This window comes from Streptococcus parasalivarius (assembly GCF_054785155.1).
This window is the reverse complement of record NZ_BAABOB010000005.1, coordinates 133,429-158,444: the sequence shown is the minus strand read 5'-3', so window position 1 is coordinate 158,444 and position 25,016 is coordinate 133,429. Positions and strand designations below refer to the sequence as shown.

34 protein-coding genes and 4 pseudogenes are annotated in these 25,016 nt (G+C 37.4%); 10 read left to right on the top strand and 28 right to left on the bottom strand.

The genetic code is table 11. The features are described 5' to 3' along the window. Positions 1 to 257: 257 nt before the first annotated feature. Genes ACYVQ1_RS06305 through ACYVQ1_RS06295 form a run of 3 tightly spaced genes read left to right on the top strand, consistent with a single transcriptional unit; the run spans position 258 to position 912 of the window. Entirely contained in the window at positions 258 to 416 is a 159-nt protein-coding gene (locus ACYVQ1_RS06305) for a class IIb bacteriocin, lactobin A/cerein 7B family (protein WP_461250175.1), read from the top strand. A 21-nt stretch (positions 417 to 437) separates the two neighbouring features. Then, positions 438 to 605, top strand: a complete 168-nt coding sequence (locus ACYVQ1_RS06300; RefSeq protein WP_461250174.1) for a class IIb bacteriocin, lactobin A/cerein 7B family — start codon at positions 438 to 440, stop codon at positions 603 to 605. A gap of 52 nt (positions 606 to 657) precedes the next feature. Further along, a complete protein-coding gene (locus ACYVQ1_RS06295) occupies positions 658 to 912 on the top strand; it encodes a hypothetical protein (RefSeq protein WP_461250173.1) in 255 nt (84 codons plus the stop codon). 85 nt (positions 913 to 997) lie between these two features. Here ACYVQ1_RS06295 and tadA read toward each other — a convergent pair whose 3' ends face one another. The 8 genes from tadA to ACYVQ1_RS06255 form a co-directional block, all read right to left on the bottom strand. Next, a complete protein-coding gene (tadA, locus tag ACYVQ1_RS06290) occupies positions 998 to 1,516 on the bottom strand; it encodes a tRNA adenosine(34) deaminase TadA (RefSeq protein WP_461250172.1) in 519 nt (172 codons plus the stop codon). A 761-nt stretch (positions 1,517 to 2,277) separates the two neighbouring features. Next, the gene (locus ACYVQ1_RS06285) at positions 2,278 to 2,670 is read right to left on the bottom strand and encodes a single-stranded DNA-binding protein (protein WP_002885697.1); all 393 of its coding nucleotides are present in this window, start codon (positions 2,668 to 2,670) and stop codon (positions 2,278 to 2,280) included. A 228-nt stretch (positions 2,671 to 2,898) separates the two neighbouring features. Beyond that, a complete protein-coding gene (locus tag ACYVQ1_RS06280) occupies positions 2,899 to 3,126 on the bottom strand; it encodes a sulfurtransferase TusA family protein (RefSeq protein WP_260231683.1) in 228 nt (75 codons plus the stop codon). A 14-nt stretch (positions 3,127 to 3,140) separates the two neighbouring features. Next, positions 3,141 to 4,172 carry a YeeE/YedE family protein gene (locus tag ACYVQ1_RS06275; protein WP_060971581.1) on the bottom strand — a complete coding sequence of 344 codons (1,032 nt, stop codon included), beginning with the start codon at positions 4,170 to 4,172 and terminating at the stop codon, positions 3,141 to 3,143. A gap of 137 nt (positions 4,173 to 4,309) precedes the next feature. Further along, on the bottom strand, positions 4,310 to 4,933 hold the full coding sequence (ytpR, locus tag ACYVQ1_RS06270) for a YtpR family tRNA-binding protein (RefSeq protein WP_461250171.1): 624 nt from the start codon (positions 4,931 to 4,933) through the stop codon (positions 4,310 to 4,312). A gap of 31 nt (positions 4,934 to 4,964) precedes the next feature. Further along, on the bottom strand, positions 4,965 to 5,489 hold the full coding sequence (locus ACYVQ1_RS06265) for a hypothetical protein (RefSeq protein ID WP_461250170.1): 525 nt from the start codon (positions 5,487 to 5,489) through the stop codon (positions 4,965 to 4,967). A 3-nt stretch (positions 5,490 to 5,492) separates the two neighbouring features. Then, positions 5,493 to 5,807, bottom strand: a complete 315-nt coding sequence (locus ACYVQ1_RS06260) for a thioredoxin family protein (protein WP_461250169.1) — start codon at positions 5,805 to 5,807, stop codon at positions 5,493 to 5,495. Beyond that, on the bottom strand, positions 5,804 to 6,088 hold the full coding sequence (locus tag ACYVQ1_RS06255) for a DUF4651 domain-containing protein (protein ID WP_461250168.1): 285 nt from the start codon (positions 6,086 to 6,088) through the stop codon (positions 5,804 to 5,806). The genes ACYVQ1_RS06260 and ACYVQ1_RS06255 overlap by 4 nt, the downstream gene beginning before the upstream one ends. 99 nt (positions 6,089 to 6,187) lie before the next feature. On the opposite strand from ACYVQ1_RS06255, the gene pepA reads away from it, so the two are divergent. After that, entirely contained in the window at positions 6,188 to 7,255 is a 1,068-nt protein-coding gene (gene pepA / locus ACYVQ1_RS06250) for a glutamyl aminopeptidase (RefSeq protein WP_461250167.1), read from the top strand. A 15-nt stretch (positions 7,256 to 7,270) separates the two neighbouring features. After that, positions 7,271 to 8,041 (top strand): pyrroline-5-carboxylate reductase, encoded by a 771-nt coding sequence (gene proC, locus ACYVQ1_RS06245; RefSeq protein ID WP_461250166.1) that lies wholly within the window; start codon positions 7,271 to 7,273, stop codon positions 8,039 to 8,041. Positions 8,042 to 8,067: 26 nt separating this feature from the next. On the opposite strand, the gene ACYVQ1_RS06240 is transcribed toward proC, so the two are convergent. From ACYVQ1_RS06240 to ACYVQ1_RS06210, 7 genes are all read right to left on the bottom strand, one after another. Next, entirely contained in the window at positions 8,068 to 8,730 is a 663-nt protein-coding gene (locus tag ACYVQ1_RS06240) for a lysostaphin resistance A-like protein (protein WP_461250165.1), read from the bottom strand. 377 nt (positions 8,731 to 9,107) lie between these two features. Then, positions 9,108 to 9,821, bottom strand: a complete 714-nt coding sequence (locus ACYVQ1_RS06235; RefSeq protein WP_455454765.1) for an ABC transporter permease — start codon at positions 9,819 to 9,821, stop codon at positions 9,108 to 9,110. After that, on the bottom strand, positions 9,814 to 10,647 hold the full coding sequence (locus tag ACYVQ1_RS06230; protein WP_455454764.1) for an ABC transporter ATP-binding protein: 834 nt from the start codon (positions 10,645 to 10,647) through the stop codon (positions 9,814 to 9,816). Before ACYVQ1_RS06230 ends, ACYVQ1_RS06235 begins: the two co-directional genes overlap by 8 nt. Before the next feature lie 209 nt (positions 10,648 to 10,856). Beyond that, a complete protein-coding gene (locus tag ACYVQ1_RS06225) occupies positions 10,857 to 12,230 on the bottom strand; it encodes a HesA/MoeB/ThiF family protein (RefSeq protein WP_461250164.1) in 1,374 nt (457 codons plus the stop codon). Next, positions 12,214 to 13,218 (bottom strand): peptidase M50 family protein, encoded by a 1,005-nt coding sequence (locus ACYVQ1_RS06220; protein ID WP_461250163.1) that lies wholly within the window; start codon positions 13,216 to 13,218, stop codon positions 12,214 to 12,216. The genes ACYVQ1_RS06225 and ACYVQ1_RS06220 overlap by 17 nt, the downstream gene beginning before the upstream one ends. A gap of 246 nt (positions 13,219 to 13,464) precedes the next feature. Further along, positions 13,465 to 13,587, bottom strand: a complete 123-nt coding sequence (locus tag ACYVQ1_RS06215; RefSeq protein ID WP_461250162.1) for a hypothetical protein — start codon at positions 13,585 to 13,587, stop codon at positions 13,465 to 13,467. Positions 13,588 to 13,607: 20 nt separating this feature from the next. Continuing rightward, positions 13,608 to 13,733 (bottom strand): hypothetical protein, encoded by a 126-nt coding sequence (locus ACYVQ1_RS06210; protein WP_455454760.1) that lies wholly within the window; start codon positions 13,731 to 13,733, stop codon positions 13,608 to 13,610. A gap of 128 nt (positions 13,734 to 13,861) precedes the next feature. Between ACYVQ1_RS06210 and ACYVQ1_RS06205 the strand changes: the two are divergent. From ACYVQ1_RS06205 to ACYVQ1_RS06185, 5 genes and pseudogenes are all read left to right on the top strand, one after another. After that, a pseudogene (locus tag ACYVQ1_RS06205) lies at positions 13,862 to 14,188 on the top strand (ISL3 family transposase); the annotation flags it as partial. A gap of 220 nt (positions 14,189 to 14,408) precedes the next feature. Further along, positions 14,409 to 15,170: an IS110 family RNA-guided transposase gene (locus ACYVQ1_RS06200; RefSeq protein ID WP_461250161.1), complete on the top strand. Its 762-nt coding sequence runs from the start codon at positions 14,409 to 14,411 to the stop codon at positions 15,168 to 15,170. After that, the gene (locus ACYVQ1_RS06195) at positions 15,148 to 15,288 is read left to right on the top strand and encodes a transposase (protein ID WP_461250191.1); all 141 of its coding nucleotides are present in this window, start codon (positions 15,148 to 15,150) and stop codon (positions 15,286 to 15,288) included. Before ACYVQ1_RS06200 ends, ACYVQ1_RS06195 begins: the two co-directional genes overlap by 23 nt. Positions 15,289 to 15,316: 28 nt before the next feature. Beyond that, entirely contained in the window at positions 15,317 to 15,577 is a 261-nt protein-coding gene (locus tag ACYVQ1_RS06190; protein ID WP_461258410.1) for a hypothetical protein, read from the top strand. A gap of 80 nt (positions 15,578 to 15,657) precedes the next feature. Further along, a pseudogene (locus ACYVQ1_RS06185) lies at positions 15,658 to 15,810 on the top strand (transposase); the annotation flags it as partial. Positions 15,811 to 15,904: 94 nt separating this feature from the next. Here the strand turns inward: ACYVQ1_RS06185 and ACYVQ1_RS06180 are convergent. From ACYVQ1_RS06180 to comGA, 13 genes and pseudogenes are all read right to left on the bottom strand, one after another. Next, positions 15,905 to 16,218 (bottom strand): annotated as a pseudogene (locus tag ACYVQ1_RS06180) (transposase); the annotation flags it as partial. A gap of 186 nt (positions 16,219 to 16,404) precedes the next feature. Then, positions 16,405 to 17,607 (bottom strand): annotated as a pseudogene (locus ACYVQ1_RS06175) (IS110 family RNA-guided transposase). 371 nt (positions 17,608 to 17,978) lie between these two features. Next, entirely contained in the window at positions 17,979 to 18,635 is a 657-nt protein-coding gene (locus tag ACYVQ1_RS06170; protein WP_461250160.1) for a lysostaphin resistance A-like protein, read from the bottom strand. An 11-nt stretch (positions 18,636 to 18,646) separates the two neighbouring features. Next, positions 18,647 to 18,844 carry a helix-turn-helix transcriptional regulator gene (locus tag ACYVQ1_RS06165; protein WP_002885716.1) on the bottom strand — a complete coding sequence of 66 codons (198 nt, stop codon included), beginning with the start codon at positions 18,842 to 18,844 and terminating at the stop codon, positions 18,647 to 18,649. Positions 18,845 to 19,095: 251 nt separating this feature from the next. Beyond that, positions 19,096 to 20,289, bottom strand: coding sequence for an acetate kinase (locus tag ACYVQ1_RS06160; protein ID WP_064523500.1), 1,194 nt, complete (start codon positions 20,287 to 20,289; stop codon positions 19,096 to 19,098). 56 nt (positions 20,290 to 20,345) lie between these two features. Next, the gene (locus ACYVQ1_RS06155; RefSeq protein WP_014632544.1) at positions 20,346 to 21,302 is read right to left on the bottom strand and encodes a class I SAM-dependent methyltransferase; all 957 of its coding nucleotides are present in this window, start codon (positions 21,300 to 21,302) and stop codon (positions 20,346 to 20,348) included. 44 nt (positions 21,303 to 21,346) lie between these two features. Then, positions 21,347 to 21,664, bottom strand: coding sequence for a competence type IV pilus minor pilin ComGG (gene comGG, locus ACYVQ1_RS06150; RefSeq protein WP_021144683.1), 318 nt, complete (start codon positions 21,662 to 21,664; stop codon positions 21,347 to 21,349). After that, complete coding sequence (gene comGF / locus ACYVQ1_RS06145) at positions 21,642 to 22,079, bottom strand: competence type IV pilus minor pilin ComGF (RefSeq protein WP_037601472.1); 438 nt, start codon at positions 22,077 to 22,079, stop codon at positions 21,642 to 21,644. The genes comGG and comGF overlap by 23 nt, the downstream gene beginning before the upstream one ends. Further along, positions 22,066 to 22,296 (bottom strand): competence type IV pilus minor pilin ComGE, encoded by a 231-nt coding sequence (gene comGE / locus ACYVQ1_RS06140; protein WP_002887015.1) that lies wholly within the window; start codon positions 22,294 to 22,296, stop codon positions 22,066 to 22,068. Before comGE ends, comGF begins: the two co-directional genes overlap by 14 nt. A 31-nt stretch (positions 22,297 to 22,327) precedes the next feature. Further along, positions 22,328 to 22,756, bottom strand: a complete 429-nt coding sequence (comGD, locus tag ACYVQ1_RS06135) for a competence type IV pilus minor pilin ComGD (RefSeq protein ID WP_461250190.1) — start codon at positions 22,754 to 22,756, stop codon at positions 22,328 to 22,330. Beyond that, the gene (comGC, locus tag ACYVQ1_RS06130; RefSeq protein ID WP_037611125.1) at positions 22,716 to 23,030 is read right to left on the bottom strand and encodes a competence type IV pilus major pilin ComGC; all 315 of its coding nucleotides are present in this window, start codon (positions 23,028 to 23,030) and stop codon (positions 22,716 to 22,718) included. The genes comGD and comGC overlap by 41 nt, the downstream gene beginning before the upstream one ends. An 8-nt stretch (positions 23,031 to 23,038) precedes the next feature. Continuing rightward, positions 23,039 to 24,139 carry a competence type IV pilus assembly protein ComGB gene (gene comGB / locus ACYVQ1_RS06125; protein ID WP_461250189.1) on the bottom strand — a complete coding sequence of 367 codons (1,101 nt, stop codon included), beginning with the start codon at positions 24,137 to 24,139 and terminating at the stop codon, positions 23,039 to 23,041. Further along, entirely contained in the window at positions 24,021 to 24,959 is a 939-nt protein-coding gene (gene comGA / locus ACYVQ1_RS06120; protein WP_461250159.1) for a competence type IV pilus ATPase ComGA, read from the bottom strand. The genes comGB and comGA overlap by 119 nt, the downstream gene beginning before the upstream one ends. Between the last annotated feature and the right edge of the window lie 57 nt (positions 24,960 to 25,016).

Below are 25,016 nucleotides of genomic sequence, written 5' to 3'. Positions count from 1 at the left end.
CCCCTATCAATCCCCTTTGTTTCCTCCCGTTAGTATAAGCTTTGGTAAAGTATAAAACTTACCATAGTGACATTTATGTCACTACTTTTTTATTTCTCGACGCCTTATAATAAATCCATAGCTTGAGGGAAGCTCCATAAGCCAGTGACATGACTGATTTTATTGAAAGGAGAAGTCATGTTTAACATATCACTTAACTCGCGGTGAGAGGGTATGAGATTTAAAAATTCACCAAAAATAAAAAAAGGAGAATGACAATGATTAACAAAGAAATGAACACTTCTGATTTAGCCTCAGTAACAGGAGGCGGATGGAAGACCAACCTTGCCGTTGGAGGGCTCTGCCTAGCTTCAGGACCTATTGGAACTATGATTTGCCTTGGTGCCTACAACGGCTACATGGATACTGCTCGATAAGAAGAAAGGACAATATGAACAATGACTAAAACAATCAACAACCGTAAGAAAATGACTACCCAAGAACTCGAAATCGTATCAGGTGGTACTGTTCCTTGGGCTGCTATTTCAGTAGGAATTGCTGGCGCAAAACTGACTTATGATCTAAGCTATGCTGCGAGTAAATCTTTCTACAATCTCACACACTAATAAAAGAACTTAACTTCAACTGACATCTCCAAGATTTTGAGGATGATAACTTATGAAACATACAAGAAATCAAACAAATGATACTACTGCTAATCAGTCACCTAAAATGAACAACTATTTACTCGTAAAAATCGCTTTAGCTGGAATTATCAGTAGCCTACTTCTCATACTCCTAATCAACCTTATCTTTCATGTACGATTAGGAACACCAATTATTGACACTAATTTGAAATCCGCTTTTGGAACACTTCTCCTCTTCATGCCTATTTTTCTTTTGACAAGAGAGCAAGAAAAAAATAAAGCATAGAAAGAGTGACTTAAACTGTCTTCAGGAAAACAAAAATACTCATCTTCCATTAAAAATGCAAGTCCAAAGGGACTTGCACTTTTGTTTACATATCTTGCATTGTTTCTAATTTAGCCAATCGTTTGGCTTCTTTTTTGCGTTCGCGACTCTGGCGGAAAAAGTCTTGCATAATCTTAGCACAGTCCGCCTCCATGACACCAGTCTCAACTTCTACGCGATGATTGAGACGCTCATCGCTTAGGATATCATAAAGGCTACCTGCACCACCAAATTTTTGATTGCATGCTCCATAGATAACTTTGGGAATACGAGCCAGGCCAATGGCCCCACTACACATGACACAGGGTTCAATAGTCACAAAAAGGGTGCAGTCTAACAAACGCCAGTTGCCCACAGTTCTATTGGCCTCCTGAATGGCCATGACCTCTGCATGCATAATAGCTTGATTGAGCTCCTCACGCGCATTATGCCCACGACCAACGATTTCTCTATCCTTAACAATAACACAACCAATTGGAATTTCTGCTTTATCTAGAGATTTTTGGGCCTCCTTAAGAGCCTCAGACATAAAGAACTCTTTATCTTCTTGGCTATAGTCAAGCATTAGTCTTACTCCTGTTCCAAGATTAACGAGATGACGTCTCGCTTCGTCCTTCTATTATAGCATAAGAAAAACATTCCCTTTCTAAAGGACACAAAAAAAGCTAAGACGAATCATCCTAGCTTCAAACACATTAGTCTGGTGAGTCTTAGGAATCACACCAATGTGTTCCCCCAAGGCTAGACGAAAAGTCAACGACCGCTTAACATCCTAATTCATATGTCAGTCGGAGTGTCATAGTCAATTGTCTGTGAAATCAATTATGGACCTGTGGTCTCACAACAATAAACAAAAATGCAACTGCCTCAAACAATTGCAAGGATAGTGTTCTAGTTGTGATATTTCACACTTTCCTCCCAAACAAATAATGCCTACTATAAAAGTAACTTTTATAGCTTTTTCCTTACCCACCTATAGTTTATCACGAAACCTCTATCATTTAATTTAAAAATTGGTAATAAAACAATGATATAAATGAGAAAGAACTGTTAATTGTGTACACTGTTTTGGCTAATTAACCAAATAGCAAAAAACCATGTTATAACTGCATTTTAAGGTTTTTCGAATAACTTTCTCTACTCTATCTATACTTTTAACCCCCTATCATCCTAAGTCTTATCTAATTTTACTGTTTATTAGTCTAACAGGTGTTTAATGTTTTATCTCCAACAATTCTTCAAAACAAGATATGGAACAAGATAATGATTTTTTTTTGAGAGGTAGCTTCAAAGATAGTAGACCTAGATAGCTAGACAAAGGATAAACTAGAAGGGAAGTTCTTCTTCCAAGACGAGGTCAGCCAAGTCATTGTCAGGATTATTTTCCCTAACAGCACGCTGAGCACGACTCTCCAGAAGTTGGAAAGAGGAACAAAGCACTTCAGTAACGTAATGGGTTTGACCATCCTTATCATACTTACGGGTACGAAGCTCACCATCAAGAGAAATTAAACTCCCCTTGCTAGCATAAGAGGCTAAGGTCTCAGCCAAACGCCCCCAGACAACCACTGTAATAAAGTCAGCCTCACGCTCACCATTTTGCGTCTTATAGCGACGATTAACCGCAACTGTAACACGTGTAAAAGACCTATCGCTAGCAGTCTTAACCATTTCAGGAGTCGCTGTCAAACGTCCAATTAAAATAACTTTGTTATACATTTTTTTACCTCCACCTATCTATTCGTAAGTGGAAGTAAAAAATAGATTATTTTAAATAGCTTTACAGATTCTCTCGAGAGGATTCTTACTAACACTCCAGTCTACATATCCAAATTGTCCTAATAATCCTAGTAAATAGAAGGTTATTACTTTTCTAGTAATACTGCTCTCTCAGATATTTTCATGACAGCAGTTGAATGATAAATTTTCTCTACTCGTTTAGCTAGCTCAACGTTTTTGAACTACAATTTCCCATGAAGCAGGACCGACTTGATCAAAGCGCGTCACAGGATAATCATTATCTGCAGCCCAGTTTGGTATACTTTCCGTTGCTTGCGTACAATCGAAAGCTATCAACAACTCATCACCTGTAGCTAATTCAGCCATTTTTTTCTTCGCATCAATCAATGGGAATGGACATACCAATCCACCCGTTTCAAGTTTTATCAAAGCCATATGATATTCTCCTCTTAATTTTTGTTGGGTTTTACAAAGATAATATAGGAAGCCGTCCAAACACCTAAAATAGTCACTGGTAAAGCAATCCATCCCTTACTAGAAAAAATTGCTGTAGCTGTTAAACCATTACCAATCGTACAGCCACCAGCCCATGAAGCACCGATTCCCATAAAAATACCCCCTAGTGTGCTCTTACCGATGGTTGACAAGTCTGGCAAGCGCCAACGAAACTCTCGAGAACCCTTTGCAGCAAGAAAGGAACCAAGAAAAATCCCCAATACAAGAAAAACACCCCAACCAAGCTGTTTACTATCTCCTGTAATAATATAACTAATTAGATGTGCTGAGGGAGTTGTAATCCCTAGCCCTCCAACACGACCCGTCAACTGACTAGCAGGCCAAGCAATAAAAGCAACAAGACCTATTAGAAGTCCTGCAAAATATTTATGGTAAGTTTTCTCAAAAAGATAGTGTCTCACTCCCTTATATTTTGATGGAAGCGAAGCAATCTGACGTCTGGGCTTACGTAACTCTCGAATGACAACAAAACTTGTTATAGCTACTAAGAAAACAAGAAAATACCAAACCGGAACTCCTAATTGACCAGCTAAATCATCATTAATTACCCATCGCTTGGCTATTAATTGATTCAAAGGAACAAGAAATCCTGATTTCATAGCTGCTGCACTTGTCATATAAAAGAATAGTGCAACCCAACTACCTAGGAGACCTTCACCGGCACGATACCACGTTCCTGTGGCACATCCCCCAGCAAGAACAATTCCAATACCAAATAGATAGGAGCCCACAATTGCTCCTAACACGGAAAATTCTTCATAAGGGTTTCCAATAATACCTAATTTAACCAGGGAAAGTACTCCTATACTTTCTACTGTGATTGCAATAAGAAAAGCGTAAAATAATGTATTATTACGTGCAATGTACATGTCTCGGAAACCACCAGTCAAGCAGAAACGAGTTCGTTGCAAAATGAATCCAAATATCAGACCAATGAGCCCACCAGAAAGAACAGTTGTAAGCATAAGTACCTCCTAAAATAAATGTTGATTACATTTTAAAAAAAATATTGTAACTTGCATAATCTTTCTTTTTTATGATTGGCTATAAACTTTCTTTATGACAAACAAAAAAACGGCTTATTTACCGTTTCTTGTCTTATTTACCCTTTCCAGTGTTTGGCTGGATCAAAAGCCTCACCAACTACTGCTGAATCATCAAGTTCAATAATACCACGTTTTTGTGGAGCATTTGGAAGTGCCAACTCACGTGGGGCACACATCATACCATAACTATCTTCACCACGAAGCTTTCCTGGGAAGATAAGGGCACCACTAGGCATCATAGCACCAGGAAGGGCTACGATAGTTTTAAGACCAAGCGCTGCGTTTGGTGCTCCTGCAACGATTTGGACCTTCTTATCACCGATATTCACTTGGCAGATGTTAAGGTGATCACTATCTGGATGTGCAACCATTTCATCAATTTGTCCAACCACAAAAACTGGACCTTGTGTATTTTCCAAACGCTCTTCAAAGCCTTCTTTAGCCAATTCCTTGTTCAAGACAGCTACATCTTGGTCTGACAAGAAAACTTGACCGTTACCTTCGATATCAATGAGGCTTGAGGCTTCAAAAATATTCCAAGCAAGAGTCTTGCCTGTTTCATCAGCTGTGACACGCGCCACCTTACCTTTACGTTCTACGCTACGTTTGATGTCTTTAGTATCTTCCAAGATAACCAACAAAACGTCGCCAACTTGTTCCTTATTGTATGCAAAAATCATGGATTCTCCTTCAATAGTTCTTTTATAGATTTTAAAATCGACTGACATGCCAAGAATCATCATTACTACCATAGCGATAACTAATCTTGTCAATTTTCCAGTCACTCTCTGTTAATTTTACGATAAATTGTTTATGGTACCAAAAATCATTCCCATAGGAAAATTCGAGAAACATCTTAGCCTTACTCTTCATAATAAACTTAACTCGACAGGGCTCTAACACAAAATCATAGGTACCTGGAGAACCAAAAGAAGCTGAAAAACCTCTTTTATAACAGTTATCAGTCAAGTGTTTTTGAGCTAAAGGAGTCAACTTCACTTTAAATTCATCAAATAACTCCATTTCTCCAGGAATAGTTTGATGTGTAGGAAGATTATTTTCCTTTTTGTAGGTGTTTATTTCTTGGTGTTTTAGGAAGATATCACTTTCAATTTTGGAATGCTCTACTAAAACTTGGCATAATTCTTCGATGATCCTCTCATTTTTTTCTGTCAGATACTTTTCTTTGGTTTCTGAAATATCAAAAGAGATGTTAGGAAAGTGATTTATTTTCATCTTTTAAATCTCCGACAAAAAGGCATTGATTTCTTCTTTGGTTTTACGAGCTTTATTGACCAAGCGTCCCAATTCCTGACCTTTCTGAGTCACGACAAAACTTGGGATACCAAAAATATTCCAAGTTTGTGCCAAAGCCATATAATCATCACGATTAACACTCACAAAGGTCATATCTGGATGGAGGGCTTCGATTTCAGGCATAACGGGATAGATGAACTGGCAGTCTGGACACCAGTCGGCAGTGAAAAAGAAAACCACCTTTTGATCACTTTCGACATAGCTTGCCAGTTCTTCAAGATTCTTAGGAATAATCATACCTGCTCCTCCTCATAGGTCAAGATATCCTCTGCATAAACAAAGCTATAGGCACGTCCATCCTCTAAGACGATACCTCCTGTAAGCCCTGGATTTTCCTTATCAGTGGGATTCGTATAGAGGACTGCGATAGTCCCCAGGTGTGATAATTCTTGTCTAATATCTTGGATTAATGCAGCTTTCTTCATTTCTGCACGTGACTGTCTATACTTCTCTGCCATTGCCAAGAGACCTAAAGCTCCTACGCCTCCAGCAAACAAGGCCAATGTTTTACGTTTCATAAGAAACATTTTACCATAATTTTAGATGAATGGGGAGAGGCTACCTATCTCTTAAGAATCGTGCTAAAATAGTAGCAAGTACTACTCAAGGAGGATTTTATGACTACCCTATTTGACAAGATTAAAGAAGTAACTGAACTCAGTGCCACTTCAGGATTTGAAGCGCCAGTACGCGACTACCTTCGCCAAAATATTACACCACTCGTAGATGAGGTCCAAACAGATGGTCTCGGTGGTATTTTCGGTATCAAACATAGCCAGGCGGAAAATGCCCCTAAGGTGCTCGTGGCTGCCCACATGGACGAAGTTGGGTTTATGATTAAGGAAATCAAGGCAGACGGGACTTTCCGTGTCGTCGAACTTGGTGGTTGGAACCCACTGGTTGTCAGCTCTCAACGCTTCACCCTACACACTCGTGATGGCCGTATCTATCCTGTCATCTCAGGTTCGGTGCCACCTCATTTCTTACGTGCCAGCGGCGGAGCTTCAAGTCTTCCTAGTGTTTCTGATATCGTCTTTGATGCTGGTTTTGCCAACCAAGAAGAGGCTAATGCCTACGGTGTTTTCCCTGGTGATGTCATCATTCCTGAATCAGAAACGATTCTCACAGCCAATCAAAAGAATGTCATTTCTAAAGCTTGGGACAACCGTTATGGTGTTCTCATGATTCGTGAACTCTTGGAAAACGTTAAAGATCAAGAACTCAATAATACTCTAATTGCTGGTGCCAACGTTCAAGAAGAAGTTGGTTTACGTGGTGCCCATGTTTCTACCACTAAATTTGATCCTGAGGTTTTCTTTGCAGTGGACTGTTCTCCTGCAGGTGATATCTATGGTAATCAAGGTAAGGTAGGTGATGGTACCCTTATTCGTTTCTTCGACCCAGGTCACATCATGTTGCCAAATATGAAAGATTTCCTTTTAACTACAGCTGAAGAAGCTGGTATCAAATACCAATACTACTGTGCTGCGGGCGGAACAGATGCTGGTGCCGCTCACTTGCAAAATGCTGGAGTACCATCAACAACTATCGGTGTTTGTGCCCGTTACATTCACTCGCACCAAACCCTTTATGCGATGGATGACTTCCTAGAGGCACAAGCCTTCTTACAAGCGATTGTTAAGAAGTTGGATCGTTCAACAGTAGATTTGATTAAAAACTACTAAGACAAGGAGTAACCCATGATTATTGGTTTTATTGGCGTTGGAAAGATGGCGACAGCCATTATCAACGGCCTAAATACAAGCTCACATCGTATCATTATTTCAGGGTCTTCCTTGGCTCGTTCACGCCAAATTGCAGAGGAACTAGAGGTTGAAGCTGCTGCTTCCCATCAAGAATTGTTGGATAATGCTGACTTAGTCATTCTTGGCATCAAACCTCAAATGTTTGATAAGGTACTAACTGACCTCAATTTCCATCAACCTATCATGAGTATGGCTGCTGGAGTGACCTTAGAACGCCTTGCTTCCCTCACCAGTCCAGACCTTCCTCTTATTCGTATCATGCCGAACCTTAATGCTCAAATTCTCAAAAGCACTACTGGTCTTTGTACTAATGATAAGGTATCCGAGGACCTTTTGGCAGTTGCCAAGGAAATCACAGACAGTTTTGGAACCACTGTTGAATTGGCTGAGAAGGACTTTGATACCTTCACTGCCCTAGCTGGCTCTAGTCCGGCCTATATCGCCCTCTTTATCGAGGCTCTGGCTAAGGCTGGCGTCAAAAATGGCCTAAGTAAGCAGGTCGCTCTGACCATTGCCACACAGACGGTTCTAGCTACCGCTGAAAATCTCAGTCTTGGTAGCGACAGCCCACATGATCTTATTGACAAGATCTGTAGCCCTGCTGGGACCACTATCGCTGGTCTCATGGACCTTGAGCGTACAGGCCTCACCCATAGTGTAGTTTCAAGTATTGATACAACCATTGCTAAAGCTAAGAAACTATAAGAAAAAAGCTCGGAATCTTCCGAGCTTTATTTGATATATGGCGCTAAAAATTGCAAGAGTAACAACATTGAAACCGCAATACTATTGTTAATAATATGCGCCATGATACAGTATTCTAACTTTTGAAACTTACGATATGCTATCCCAAGGGCGAACCCCATACCTGCATATATAATCCAAACACCAATACTATTCGGCATATGAACAAGACCAAAAAGTAAACTACTAACAATCAAGCCAACAATAGAATCGGGGTTAAAGACACGTCCCATGAGGAGCCCTCGAAAAACCAGCTCTTCCACAATCGGTGCCATAATTACCGTAAACGTTATGAGAAGGAAGGGATTCATATGGGCATTTTCTATGGCTGCCTGATTGGTGCTATTACTAACACCTTCCATCATCATGACCATAGAACCAATCCTAGTAACGATATAAATACCTAGGTAGGTCAAGCCAATCATCCCCCAGGCCTTCAGGGAAGAAAGTGCCTTAAAGCCTTCGAAAAGCCCAAGACGTTTTCCTAAGAAAAGAGCTCCTGCGCTCATGAGAAGCAAGACAAAAATTAAGAGACAGACTAACCTTGTATCTTTGACACCTAAATAGATGGTTGGAACTTGATCAATAATTAGTATTAGGAAAGCTAGTAAAAAATAAAGAAAGCGTTTGAAAATTGACCCTTTGTTCACGAGAAGCCACCTCTTTTCATTATTTATTTGTATCTTTATTATAATACAATATAGATCTATTGACAAGACAATATGAAAATAGAGGTATAATTAAGGAGCCCACTGAAAAAGTCATCAATCGATGGCTTTTTCAGTGGGCTCCCTGCCAGGTCCTCCCTAGATACTAACTTTTCGTTACCCACTACAGTTGACAGAGAGCCATTTTTTCTGTCTAACTTTTAGGGTGCAGTTCAATTAGTGTGGACGCTTTCGTTCTTTTTCTTTTTTTATACACTCAAATTAAAATATAACAATAAGATTAGTCCGTATAATTTGCTATCAAGAACATCAATTCATTTTTCTTCCAACTTGCATTTATAATCATTAAAATAACTAAATTAAGAAATTTTCTTTTTCCTAATACTTATCGTAATTAAAGTTAATAAAAGAACAATCCAAATAAGTAGTGTTAGATTAGGAATTAGACTTTTACTCCATGAAAAATCCTCCCATTTTGTGAAAAACTTAGTAAACAGTCCCATAAAACTATAATCTGTTATCTTTGCAACTGTCTTATTCAAACCAGATAGCATCGGTAAAAAAGCAACTAAAATCATAGCAGGAAGACTGATAACCTGAGCTTCTACTTGGCTCTTTGCAGTTAAACCTATCAATAAATAGAATAAAATGATTGAGAAAGAGGTTAAAAGAACAATTGTAATATAATTAAAAGTATGTACAATCGTAACACCTAAAATAAGAGGAGTAGTTCCCATAATCACAAAAGTCAACAAAAAAGGAAGAAACATAGTTGATAAAATGTATTCGTAACCTTTAACACCACTCAACAGAAGCGTTTGTAAATTGTACTTTTCTTTCTCTTCAGACAAGATAACAGTTATAGGATTTCCAACAGCCAAAGCCAAAGAAAAAGGTAAACACATCATTAGAAGAACTAATGCTTGTTGGTCACTGACCTTCCCCTGTGTTTCCATAATATATTTATAAAAATATGTGAAAGCAAATGGCACTAAAACTTGCAATAAAATACTCTTATTGGAAAGTACAATTTGACAACGTAACCAAATCAAAGCCCATAATTGTTTAGACATTTAGCTTTCCTCCTGTTAATGTGATAAAGATATCCTCTAAAGTAGGCTCACATGAATGAATTGAAAAAATATTTTCTATCTCAGCCTGAGACAACTGTTTTAGTGATGCAAAATCAAAAGTTAACTGATTTCCGTTATAATCTGTAACCTTAATCTTTTTATCTTTATTGTATCTTTGAATGAGTTCAGAAGGAGCCCCTTGCTCAACTAATTTCCCCCTATTTAATAGGGCAACATAATCACATAAAAGAGTTGCTTCATTCATATCATGAGTCGTTAGAAAAATTGTTGTCCCTCCTGTTTTCAATTCTAAAATTAAATCATGAATTGTTCGAGAAGTTGTGGGATCTATACCTGAGGTCGGCTCATCAAGAAAAAGTACATCGGGTTTGTTGATAAGTGCTCGTACCAAAAGCATTCGCTGTCTCATTCCAGTGGATAATTTTTCAGCTACCAAATTGCGGCTCTCATATAATCCTACTCGCTTTAGCAAATTATCAACGCGTGATCGACTAACATTATAAAATTTACTATAAAAAAGAAGATTGTTATACAGAGACATTTTCTCATAAAATCCACTTGTATCGCTAACCAATCCAATTCTCTTCAATTCACCACTTGTTAAGTTTTGAGATTTTTGGTCTAAAATAATAGCCTGCCCTTTATCGGCAAGGAGCTGCCCAGTAAGAATATTAATCGTTGTGGTCTTTCCTGAACCAGATGGTCCTAAAAATCCAAAAATCTGCCCTTTTTTAACAGTGAAGCTTATATTATTTAAAGCTATTTTATCTCCAAAACTTTTTGATAAATGGCTAACTTCAATCATACTCATTGCACCTCCTTTATATTCTACATTTTTACTAAATATCTATTTACTTATCTTTGTCAAATAAATGTTTTAAAAAAAACAATAACATTAAGCAGATAACCGTTAGCAAGATTGTTTCATTATTATTGATAATATGATACGATCTCAAAAAGTATAAAATGATTATATATATGCAAATGCTAATTAAGCCTATTTTTTTAAACATACTAAGCCTCCTTACTAAATAATAAAGTCAAATAATAACTAAGACACACTATTCCTAACATAATAAATATCCACAACATTAAGAATAACATGACACTAATAATAATATCCACTGGTAACTGAATAATTGTTCTAATATTAACAAGCAAAAATAAAATCTCAAACGATGAAAAAAAACATACTATATTTTCCAACGATGTTTGGATATCTTTATTGTAGTAAGCATAATACATAGCAAAAATAATACCCAAAAACAACACTATCAATTGTGTTTCTATAACAGCGAACTGTCCAATAGCAGATAAAAGAGCTACTCCTCCTGATAATAAGAAAAAACAAACTAATCGAATAAATGTTTTCAATCTAGTATTATTATCTTTCACTTTATTATTTTTTTTACAAACTGGACATTCTCCATCTTCCAGAACATATTTTTCTTGAATTAGAGCATGAGTTCTCATATTATAAACATAAGCGTTATCTATTAGAATTTCATTATAACACCCCAGGAATATTTTAACTATTAAATTAGTCATTATCCCACCCAAAATAGCAGGCATCTCTGGTGTTGTCGGCCACTTTGTCTTATCAGATAATTTGTACTTATTTATGTCTTTGCTTATATTCCGACAACCAAAGCAACAACTGATTGTAGGGATATATATATTATCAATAATAAGATAGCATCCATTAAACCCTCCTGATACGTAGGGAATCTTATGTAATACAGCAAATTGATTGACAATTTTTATAATATCAATGGGTGTATCAATTGCTTTAACGATAAAATCTATACTCCCATATTCCGCAACAATTTTTTCTAATTCTTCTACTGAAGCAATTTTAATAGAAATAGGTACTACTTGAACATCTGAATTATACTTGTGTATTTTTTCAGAAAGAACATTAATCTTTTCCTTACCAACATCCGACTCGGTATAAAGAATTTGCCTATTTAAATTTGATGATTCTATTATATCATAATCAACGACGATAAGTTTCTTCACTCCATACATACTCAGACTTAGAGATATATGACATCCTAAAGCTCCTGCTCCTAACACTAATACCGTTTTATCCTGTATTTTCTTATAATCTTCATCGTAAAATAACGAATAGTAACCTTTAGTTCTAGAATATCTACTGTCAATATCTATCTCATCCGAAATTAAAATTTGTTCATTTAATAGTTCAAATGTTAGTTCACTGCCTAATACTTCTTCTATCTCCAACAGTTCCTTACAACTATTAAATAAATCGTTGATAAATTCTTGTGAGATTTGAGATTCTATGGCTATTTCGCGCATACTCCGACCACGCAAATACATTATACCTTCTTTTTCATAAGCAAAAACATAACTACTTACGTAGAACATATTTCGTCCTTTCTCTCATATATAATATAGAAAGCAGTATAGAAATAACCACTCCTCCTATACTACGAACAATAACATTAGGTATCAAAAAGTGTAATAGTTGATTCAAAGGGAAATAAATAATAATAAATGCTATTAAAAGCTGAACTATGTATTGAAAATTCAAGTTATTATTGTTGGAATTCAAGTATCTTAAAATGATACCACTATCATACTGAAAAAAAGGAATCGAATTAATAAAAATCATACCCAAGTTAATGATAAAAAATAAGAGTCCAAACAATTTATATGATGTAAACACTGAAACAAGTAAACCTATAAGTGATAAAATAGAATTTGAAGCAATTCCTGCCAACATAATTTTCAAAAATTGTTTTTTATTTTTTAGGAATTGCACCCCACTTAAATCTACAAAAAAAGCCAAATTAAACAAAAGTAGCATTATTCCACAATTCGGAATTTCAATTTGATAATTTTTCGCAACTATTGCATGACTAAATTCATGTATCGTTGCAGATATAATAACAACAAGCCACCAAAATAAAAGAGTATTTAGCGTTATTGGGAAGTTTTGGAAATTAGTAAAAATATCTGCCCTATAAACATAAATAATAAAACATTGCAAAATAAGTGACAGTGGGAAAATGCCAAATAAGATTTTTTCAAAAACTTTATTAAATTTTTTATAGATTATTTTTTCAGATAATGTTATATTAAAATCCCAAGATATTTTAAAAATATTTATCTTTCTTGATTTCATAGAATCTATAAGGCCCATCTTACTGAGTGCAGCATAAAATCTTAAATAGTGTTTCTCACCTACTAATACCAATAAATCCGATATCGTAAAGTCTTGACCTATTAGTTGCTCTAACCATTTTTTTTCTTGTTTCCCAACTAATACATGTTTCTTATTAGATGGTATATATAGATGATAGTGTCCCTCATAAGGAGTAGATAATATCTTGATTTTATCAACTATTCTCATAATAAACCTAACCTTTAATAAATAAAAGAGGGACTGAGTAAAGTATACTCTAGCCCCTCAGTCCGCAACCAATAAAACAATGACTAATTCTATTGATTTCTTACTACAAGACTACTACGGAAAAATCAAATGACTGTCTAAAATAAAATTGAAAAAACTTGATGTTAGTAAATTATTTAACTAAAACAGAGAATTATTCCGCAAATATATTTATTTTATCGCTTTCTAATTTAATAAAGCTCAACATCAACAGCCAACAAGAGCAAGGATTCCTATACCAATTCCAATACCTGTAGCAAGTCCAACTGAAAAATCACTAACTGGTACTGATATTTCTTCAATTTCCTCAAATAAAAAATTATCTTGCATGATTATCACTCTCTATCTATTTAACAACAAGCTGCTCCAATTATGAGAACAACTCCAACTCCAATTACAACTCCCCCCCAAAATTCACCATCGGTAGGGGCTACGATTTCTTCAATTTCTTCAAATAAGAATACTTCATCTGACATATGTATCACCTTTTTCATATTTTTTTGTAATCGATTACGTAATTGATTATATTAGAAAGTAAGGTAGATGTCAAATTAAATATTATATAATAGTAAGTAAATACAAATCTATTTATAATAATTATCATTTTGATAAGAAGTCGCTGCCTTATAGAGCCTTGAAAAATCACTGGCGACTCTTTCAAAAGGACAGTCGTAAGTTATCTCTCAACTCGTTTTATTCAAAGACTTCCCGCTAAACTTTAGCATAACATGAAGTCGTAGAGAAGACACTAAACTTTTCAAGAGAACTCGCTAATTATTATAACCTCTATCAGTTTTTGCTTTTTCACTTTTGACAGAAAAGAATAGATGAGTTTTTCGAACTCATAGAGCAAAATATGAGCAAGGTCAATCATTACTTTCAAACTGTCTTTAGGACTTTTCTTAAACACAAACAACACATCAAAAACTCTAAGCAGGCTTAGCCTGCTAACTCATGACAGAAAAGAAAGTTCGGCTTATAATGAAGGTGAACAATACAAATCCGTGGTCTTTAATAGGGCTTTGCCTAGCCTGTAACAAAAACTGGATGAACAAGAGTCATGAGATAACTCGAATATGCCTTGAGCATGAAAATAAAATTACTAATAGCCTCTTGTTCTATTGTTCAATAGTTAACAGGAGGTTTTTGTAATGGAAGTTATGATTGAAACTTGTTGTGGAATTGATGTCCACCAAAAGTCTATCGTTTGTTGTATTCTAGATGGTCCACTAGAAAGCAATAAACCTAAAAAGATTCAGAAAAAATTTGGTACAACAACTATAGCTCTCCAAAACGCCTTAGATTGGTTATTGGAAAATCACGTCACACATGTCTTTTTTGAAAGCACTGGCCAATATTGGGTACCACTCTTTAATATAGTCTCAGACTCAGAACTCAATTTGATATTAGCTAACCCCCAACATATTAAGAATGTGCCTGGTCGAAAAACAGACATGAAAGATGCCGAATGGATTGCACAGCTCGGACGTTGTGGACTTATTGAGCCATCTTACATTCCAAGCCCTGAAGTGATGCAGTTACGTTTACTCACTCGTAGGTTACGTTCTTACAAACAACGTCAAACTCAAATAAAGAATGAGTTTCATAACCTCTTACAACGTGCTAATATCAAACTAACCAGCTATCTTTCTGATATCTTCTCTAAGACAGGACAGTCTCTTTTAACGCTCTTTATCAATGGGGAACTCATTGATTATGACAATGTGACAGCTTGTATTCACAAGCATGTCAAAGCAAGTCCCGAAGAATTAATGGAGGCCATGAATGGGAAGTTGTCACTGGAGGATCGATTTCTCTTGGACCAAAGCCTAGAAGAATATCAATTGTATCAAAAACTCATGAATAAATTAAGGAGTGAAATAATAGCTTATATCGAAAAGGAGTTTCCCTGAAGAAAATAGATTACTTCAAATAATTCCTGGTGTGAGTGAAACTTGTGCAGCCACTATTTTAGCTGAGATTGGACCAGATGTGAGGGCTTTTCAATCGGACGCACATTTAGCATCTTGAGCAGGACTCTGCCCTGGTTCATACGAAAGTGCTGGTATTAAAAAAATCCTCGCACATCACACAAGGAAATCGTTACATCAAACAGGCACTGACAATGTCTGGATTGATTGCGGCTCACTCTAAAGACAGCGCATTTTCATCCTTTTATAGCAAAATTTCCCAAAGAGGAAGTAAGATGAAAGCCGTCATTGCTTGCGCTCATAAGCTGCTTCGTATCATTTACAAAATTCTCGCAGCACACCAAGAATACGACAAAGAAAAAGTGCTAGGACTGAGGCAACAGTTCTAACACCAAAAATTTAAAAAATCTCAATTATGGTATAGCACAAGAAGAGTTTTTTGCGCTATTTTTGATGTTTTTTCAAATAAAACGCACTAGAAACAGACCATTTAAACGAAAAACTTGAAGCGACTAACAAGTTATTTAAAGACATCAAACGGTTGGGATTCGGTTTTAGAAACTTTATTAACTTTAGGAAGTGTATTTTCATCACTCTAAACATACAAAAAGAGAGGACCTGATAGGAGCCCACTGAAAAAGTAATCTCTACAGTTTAAATAACATAAAGAAGGAGTAATCTATCTCATATTTAGGTAGATTACTCCTTTTGTTTACTTATTTTGAGTTTATTAAAGCTATAATCCTCTTCATATTAACCACTTAACCACGAATATAGTCGTTCCCGCTTGTAATTCCATATTGAAAAGACCTGATGCTCTAGCCACATCAATACCATGTCTGTATTTAAGTTCCGCATTCTTGGCTTCTATCTTGTAGCGATGTCTAGTCTTTTCTTTAAAATATGCTGTTTTCTGAAATCTCTTCTGAAAGAGGTGTTCATCACTTTTAAGGGGAGTAGAATAAGTTTTAGACTTAGCCCTCTCTTTATAACACCTCACTTTTGAAGGGCAGATTTGACAATACTTAATAGGCTCTTTTCTACCATTTGTCAAGTATAATACGGTTTCTGACTCAACATTATTTCTGAAAGTTCATGAAGGGAATTTTTTTAGGAATAGTTTAAGCCGTTTTTTCTGACATTTGAGCATATAAAAACGACACCTTATCTGGAATTTTTTGAAACAAGGTGTTAGAATTATAGGGCATAGATGACTTTAATGACTTTGGGCTAAAGTATAGTCGTAAAGTTTATTATGCATTTTAAGATAATATATTGTCCTAATAAGGCGATGTATAGAGGCAATCGTGTGTGGCTTGGTTGAAGTTGTCTGCGATTGTCTTTTGCGTTTCTCATAGAAATCTGCGATATGGCAAGGATTGGTATGGCTAGCTGTAGCGATATTGTGAATACATTTGTACAGAATTTTTCTTGCATAAGGATTCCCACGCTTAGTGATATGCTCTTGACCTAGGAAATCTCCCTATTCATAGTGGTTGAGATCAATACCGATAAAAGCGTTGATTTGATTAGCAGACTTAAAACGACGAATGTCTCCTAATTCGCCAATAACGCTTGTAGCCGTTGTTTCTGCGATACCAGGAATAGAGAGAAGAATCTCATATTCAGGTAGAGGTTTAGCTAACTCTACCAACTGTTCTAAAACTTGTTCCCGACGGTTTGTCAACCTTATAAGTTCCTGTGCATTATACTTAACCTCTTCTATCATAGGAGAGGTTTTTGAAGTGGCAGAATACGATTGCTTTGCCAGTCCAACTAACTTCTCAGCCAAGTTACCTACTCTGTTCTCTGAAATGCGTTTAGAGGTTGAGTTGCGAATAGTCTCTTTCAACTCAACTTCTGATAATTCCAACACCCAATGCTTTGTTGGGAAGATGGACACGAGATTCCAATATTGCTCACCTGTAGGAGTAGATAGTAGAATCTCGATTTCTGGGAAGGCGACTTGAAGAACTTTGTGCAGCCTATTCTTCGTCCTTACGATATCCTCTGTCAGATTTTGGTAGAATCGGCTAAGATCATGCAAGTTTTGATAGACTTCTTCTTGAACGTAAGTTGGCTTACGGCTTAAAACGAATTGTGACGAAGCTAGTTTCTCTGCATCAATCTTATCGGTTTTCCGAACTCGTAATCCATCAAGTTGCTTCTTAGCTTCCAAAGGATTAAGACATGTATAGTCATAGCTGTTTTCTTCTAGAAAAGCCTGAAGTCGGCGAGAGTAGACATCAGTAGCTTCGAAAATAATTTCAGGGTTACTCACGGTCTTTAGATCCATCAGTAGACGAGAAAATCCGATAATGTCATTAGGCATAGTATAGCCATGAACCCTTTCACCATTCACAAGAATAGCGACTTCTGAGCTTGCTTTACTCACATCAATTCCAAAAACTGTCCGCATTATGTTTACCTCTTTGTCTTGAATGATTCCTTATTTTAGTGATTTCATTTTCAATACTCGACGTCTAGCGCCATAAGAAGCCACGACTTAACAAGACACCTCTACTTTAACATAAAGAAAAAGTAGTGAGTACTCTCTCCCGTCGGAGATTTCTTCACTACTAATCTTAGTATGTTTTTTATGTTATTTAAACTGTAGAGATTACTTTTTCAGTGGGCTCCGCTACTCGTGTAATATATTTCTTAAACTCAGCCTCTGTTTTTCTCTTTCCTAATAACATTTTTATTAACATATCTTAACACTCCCTTTATTATCCTTTAAAAGAATAGTTTAAAACTATTTCATTCATAGAGTTAAACATCATATTTACCTTAAACGAAAAGACTGAGTAGTATACTTATGCTATTGTTTAAGATATGAACACCCATACTGTACTCGATACGCTTAGTCTTATAATATGTTATCGCAAGACCAGCTGACATAATACCATAGATGACAATTGTCTGAAGCGTAAATGCTGAGTGACCAGCCATAAAGAGAAGACTGGAAATAACAAGACCCGTCTTAAAGTATTTTCCAAAGAGCACCTTTGCTAAGAGTCCCCTAAAAATGATTTCTTCCATAATCGGAATAATAAAACCGGCGACTACTAGGTGAAGATAGAATGGTACGTGGGCAAAGATAGCATTTAAAGCATCTTGATTTTCCATAGTCGCATTGTGTGTTAACTGACCAATAAAATACCCTAGAAGATCACCTAGGAAAAAGATGACGAGATTAAGAGAAGCAATCGCAACGAGACGTCTCCAATTAATCTCTTTAAGCGATAAGAGTTTAAATCTATAAGCAATCACGATAAAAATAGCCAAACTCCCTAATGCCCAAATACCGTAACCTATTTGCTCCACAAGTGAAAACTTACCATCCTGAGTAAGTAGCGGGAAAGCACCTAATAGTGTTAAATCTAAGATTAGTAGAGTGAGCGCTAAAACAATAACACCAATTTTCTTCATGACTTGTTTAAACATATCTTTTCTCCTTAATCTTCCTCAAAAATAAAGACTTCTTCAATAGTCTTTCCAAAATATCTAGCAATTTTAAAAGCCAGTTCCAACGACGCATTATAGCGACCTTTTTCGAGTGAAATGATGGTCTGCCTCGTGACCCCCATCTCATCTGCTAACTCTGCCTGACTAATCTTATTAGCCTTGCGAAGTTCCTGAATTTTTGTTTCCATGTGGCACCTCAACCTTATCGTTTATTCTCAAATAGTTAAACTCCTTACTTTTCTTTGTTAAGTTAACTTTACATTTATAGTATAGTTCACTTTACATGTTTTGTAAAGTCTTTTTTACATTTTTTGTAAAGTTTTCTTTACTTATAGTAATTACACATAAATAGAAATATTCGAATGATTCTGTCAGTGCATTCAAAAAAGCTAGCCAATCACTCAGCCAACTTTTCTGGTCTTATCAAATTTTTGATAACTTATTTAGTTTTAAGGCGCTCAACATCACGCGCAATCACCAACTCTTCATCTGTTGGGATAACAAATACTTTAACAGCTGACTCTGCTGTTGTAATGTCGCCTACATGTCCAAAGACATTCTTTTCAGGATCCACTTCAATACCAAACCATGTGAGACCATCCAAAACTGAAGCACGAACTTCTGCAGAGTTTTCACCAATACCTGCTGTAAAGACGATAGCATCTGCTCCGTTCAACACACCGAAGTATTGAGCAATGTATTTACGCAAACGATCCACATAAAGATTATAAGCTAAGGCACATTTTTCATCGCCAGCATTCTTACCAGCAATGATATCACGCATATCACTTGATTTTTCAGAAATGCCAAGAAGACCTGATTCCTTATTAAAGACGTGACGGATACGCTCAGCATCTGCCATCTCAGGTTCACGGTCAATAACAAATGGAATAATCGCAGGGTCAAGATCCCCAGTACGTGTTCCCATCATAACGCCACCAAGTGGTGTCAACCCCATTGACGTGTCTACTGATTTACCACCATCAACGGCAGTAATTGAAACACCATTTCCCACATGGGCTGTGATAATCTTAGTTTCTTCAATTGGCTTACCTAACAACTTAGCTGCTTCTTGAGAAACATATTGGTGGCTAGTTCCGTGTGCTCCATACTTACGGACTTGGTAGTCTGTATAGTAACGATTAGGCACTGGATAACGGTAGGCCACTTCCGGCATAGATGTATGGAAGGCTGTATCAAAAACAGCAACACTTGTAATATCTGGGAGGAGCTCCTTAAAGGCACGAATCCCTGAAGCTGCACCTGGATTGTGTAAAGGTGCTAAGGCTGACAATTCTTCAATCTTAGCCAAGGCATCTTCATCCACCAAGCTTGATTCTTTGAAATATTCTCCACCAGCAACCACACGGTGACCAACACCTGTAATTTCATCATAGCTCTTGATAATATCAAAACGAATCAAATCATCAAGCAAGATTTTTACTGCCTGAACATGGTCAGCAATATCTAGAGTTTGCGATTCTGAACGGTCATCAAATTTTACTGTTGAAACAGAATCTTTCAAACCGATACGTTCAATCAAACCCTTAGCAAGAACAACTTCATCTGGCATCTCATATAGTTGCCATTTCAAGCTTGAGCTTCCTGCATTAATTGCTATTGTTTTTGTCATAAGCCACCTCTTTGTAAAACGCTTTCAATAATATAGTCCTATTCTACCATGTTTTGCTAGAAAATGGAATTATCTGATTTCCATTTTTGGAAATTCTCTGTAAAATCTTTGAGGACCTCTGGGTTTTGCAAATCGCTAAGTGGATAAACAAAGGTCTCAGGAGCGTTTTCAGTTTGTTTTTTAAGCACAAAGATAGACTTCATGTTATGTTTATTGCCAAAAGCTGCTTCTGGAAGGGTGATAACAGCAATAATATCAGCATAGCCTGATAGCCATTTCTTAAGCAAGTCACTTTGTGGGCTTGTCAAAAGATTAGTTGGTGCCAAAAGAATAGCAATACCATCTTTCTTCAAGTACTTGAGTGATTGCTCCATGAGAAGGTGATGGGCATAGGTGTGTTCACCAGTTGCTGCAACCTTGAAACGACTCGCAATCTCATCATTAGGGTAGTAACCAACAGGTAGGTCACTGATAATAACATCACTCTCTTTGAGAATGTGTGGTCGAACAGCATCTTCTTGGATGTAAACTGCACTTGAATTCACCACATCAGCAATACTAGCTGACAAATCGATAAGGAGATCGTCAACTTCCATTCCCATATAATTAAGGTTTTTCTGACTATTATTTAGAAGAGTTTCAGCCAAGTTTCCTGTCCCCGAACCAATCTCCAAAACATCTAATTGGTCGTCCTTGGTCAAACCTTCAAGTAGGTAAAGAATGATAAATCCAATAGCATCAGGTGTAAATTGGTGATTGGCTTGTAAGGCTTCCAATTGCCCTAGCTTGATAAACAAGAACTGAAAAGCGCGACGCCACTCCTCTTTGCTTAGATTAAGGGCACGTAATTTCTCGTTGTTTTTGATGATGACTTCATTAGCTACCTCAGCCCCCAAATAATAGGAATTTTGCTCAATAAGCGCATCGTAAGCATGGGTTCCAAGATCATTTTCAATGGTTTGGACATTTTCTAACAACAGCTCAAAGGCTGTCTCAATTGCTTCAAAATTCATGATTTCCTCCGTCCTTCTATCATATCAAAAAGGAAAGAGAATTTCTATTTCTGCTCCTGCTTCTTCACATAACGATAGGTCTTGATTTGGCCTTTACTGGCAACTCTAACAATCACTTGTTTGTCCTTAACCTCGTAAGTCGTAGTTCCCTGGGAAAAACTAAAAGCCCCTGCTTCCTTGTCCGCCAAGTCCATGGTCATCTCTGCCATGAGACGACTCTGACTGGATATCATTTGCGCTTGGTTCTGTCTAGAGCTAGCAACCACCCGCTCCAGATAAACATGCAGAAGAAGTGTGAAAATGCCAGCCATAAAAAGAGCGTAGAGAAGAACGCCTCCCCTAACCTGTTTTTTCAAAAGCATAAACAAAACTCCTTTGTAGCCCATTTTTTAGAGTCACTTGGATGGTGACTATCTGGTTATTTTGACTTATCGTACTAGATTTTACATTGAAAAGCATGGGTTGGTAGCCTCGACCGTCAGCATTTGTTTTTCGAAAATCAGTAGCACTTGAAAGGCCAAAAGCCAGGTCTTGATTATCCTGCTTAACATAGAGTTTGTTCCCTTCTACCTTTACCAACTGACAACCTTCTAACTCTGCCTCCATCTGTTGAACAAATAGAAGCCAGTCTTGGTTTTCTTGTTGTTTGACTTGCTTAACATTGCTCACCAATACTGTAGTCAGACCTTGATAAACTTGAACTGAACCAGCAATCACCAATAGGGCTACTAGACATTCCAAAAGGGTAAAAGCACGAACCTTGCTATTGAGAGACATGAATAATCTCCTTTCCTGATTCATAAACCGCGATACCTTGCTGGCTACGTTTTACTGTCACTGTGATACCATTTAAGGTCAACTGATCCTGTTTTGTCTGAACTGCCATGGTTGCCACACTCAAAACCTCCTGTTGGTGTAGATTCCTAGCCATTAGCCTACGATTGGTATTGATCTGATCCAAGATAAGACCACTGACGAGTACTAAGACAGCCATTGCTACCAAGCTTTCGATAAGAATATAGCCTCTAAGAGACCGTCTTTTTATATTTACCGCTGCCCATGTTAAGCTGATAGGTCACCACCTCCTTATCACTTGAAAAACGAATCTTTGTGAGGCTAGAGTTGCCTCCTTTGGCATCAAACACTAGCTTCTGCCCCTTATCCAGATGTATATTTTTAGGAATCACCAGACTTGATTTTCCGTTACTGATTTTATCCTTGGACAACTGCAATTCAACATTGGACCCTTCCGCCGCTGCCAAGCGCTGACTATCTCGGTATAGGTACTCAAAGCGCAGATAAAAAAGATTAGTCTCAACCTGCTGAAAAATACCTGTGACTGAGCCTGATAAACTCAGAGTGAGAAAGGCAACCACTGCTAGAGTCACCAGACTCTCCAACAAGGTAAAGGCTCTAATTGGCCACTGAGCGGCTTTCGCCACCATGTTTCGCATAGTAATCATTGTATGAATCTGCCTGTTTTTGCGTGATTTGACCTTCTGAAACAAGAGCGGCTAAGCTAGCTGTCTTGTTATTCTTCATTTCATAAAGTTCTGCTTGAGAATCCACGACCTTGACCACAGCCGCATTTCCAGTCTCTTTAACAGAATCCTTCTGCTTGCTCAAGTTAGGTACAAAGAGCAAAAGGAGAATACTGATAATGAGAAGCACGACTAGCATTTCAATCAGTGTAAAAGCTCGTAATTTAACGGCATTCAATTTTTTCAACATCATTTTCATGACATCATTCCTTCCATATTTTGATACATTGGTAATAGCATAGCTGCATAGATCATTACAATCACGACAGCAACAATAACAAAAATGAGGGGTTGCACAAAGGTTGTTGCCTTATTAAGACGGTTAAAGAAAGCCTGCCAAACCTCTTCAGCATAGACTTCTAACTCATAGCCCAACCTAGCATTAGCCTCTCCATAAGCAATAATTAAGGATAGTTCCTTAGTGAAGAAAGGGTGACTAGCAATACGGTCAGGAAAACTCTGTCCGAGCATCAAGGCTTCCTCTAAATCAGCCCCCAGCTCACGAAAGAGCTTTGATTTTTGCTCTTTCATTAGAGCAACTAAGTCTAGCAAGTCAATACCTTGCCCTAAGAGATTTCCCCATTCCCTAGCATAATAGGCAGTCGTATATAGCCTGACAGTTTGCCCTATAAAAGGGATTTTTGCCATTCGTCGATAAAAGACAAGAGCTGGCTGGCGTTTGACCCATAGATAAAGAATTAAGCTTAATACAAGAAGTCCACACAAACTCACAAAGAAGAGCTGAGGAAAGATTTGAACCAACTGTACAGCCCAATTATCCTTACCATCACCCTCTAACAGTTGCGGTAAAAGATAATTTTTAAGTCCTAACATAATCAGAATCAGGAAACCCAGGAGTAGGATAGGGTAGGTCGCTACCTCCATGAGTTTCTTACGAACCTTGGTCATACGAAGCATGTAGGTTTCAATCTTGGTTAAACTCCCTAGAAGATTACCGTGCTTATCAGCAAGGGCAATCTGAGTAACAATATTGTCCGAAAAACCCACTGACGCAAACATCTGGTCTAGCCTGTCGCCTCGCATTAAGCTTGCTTTCATAAGAGATAATGACGATTCTTTCAACAAGTGACTTCGCTCCAAAAAGGCTACGATTTCAGTTAAAGTAAACCCTGCCTTTAGAAGTTGTTTGAAAAGCTGGATAACCTTGACTTGCTGATTAATCTTTAATTTTTTCCCCTTGGATATCCCCTTCAGTGAGATGTCCTTGTTGAACCAAGCCTTCCAACTGTTGGTTCCAGCTGGTTGACGAATGGCTTTGGAAATTTTCACTGGCAAAATCAATCACACCTCCTCCCTTAATCAAACGCATATAGGCAATCCCTTGAAGAGCATTATCCAACTCAGACTTATCTACACCGAGGTCCAGAAGACGCTCATAAACACCTGCCACACTCTTTGCGTGAATAGTTGAAAGAACAGTCACTCCTGTCAGACTAGCTCTAATAACCGCTCGAGCAGTCTCCTTATCCCGAATTTCTCCAATAATCAAAACATCCGGGCGATGACGTAGTGATAGCTTAATCAAATTATCATAGGTCATGTCAATTGCTTGATTTACCTGGAGTTGCAAGACATTATCCTGTTTAATTTCCACAGGATCTTCAATCGAAATCACCTGCTGTCCCTTAAAACGCTCCTGAACCAATTCATGCATAAGCGTAGTCTTTCCAGAACCTACGGGACCTGCAAAGAGATACAAGCCACGATAATCCAAAGCATCCATAATCGGCTGGATTCCTTGATTCCAATACACCAATTCTCGACGTTCGGAATGTAGAACACGAATAACTAAACTTTCTAAGCCGCGATAATCCCCAACGGTTGATAAACGCAGAGAAACCCTTTGACCACCACAATCATAGTCACAGGAACCTAGTTGACTCCTACGCTTCTCACCCACCATCATTCCCGCCACAAATTTAAAGTGACCAATAAGACTAGCCATGAAATCAGGCCGATATACATCAATCAATCTCCTCTCTTGGCCAACTCGCATATAGAGCTCGTAATTATCCTGACGTGGAATGACATAGATGTCTTGAGCCCCACAACTATCAGCATTTTTGATCATTTCCTTAGCAAATTCTGTTACCATAAGGACCTCCTCATAGACCTATTCGTAAAAAGTTTAAGAAAATGAAAAGAAGCCCGA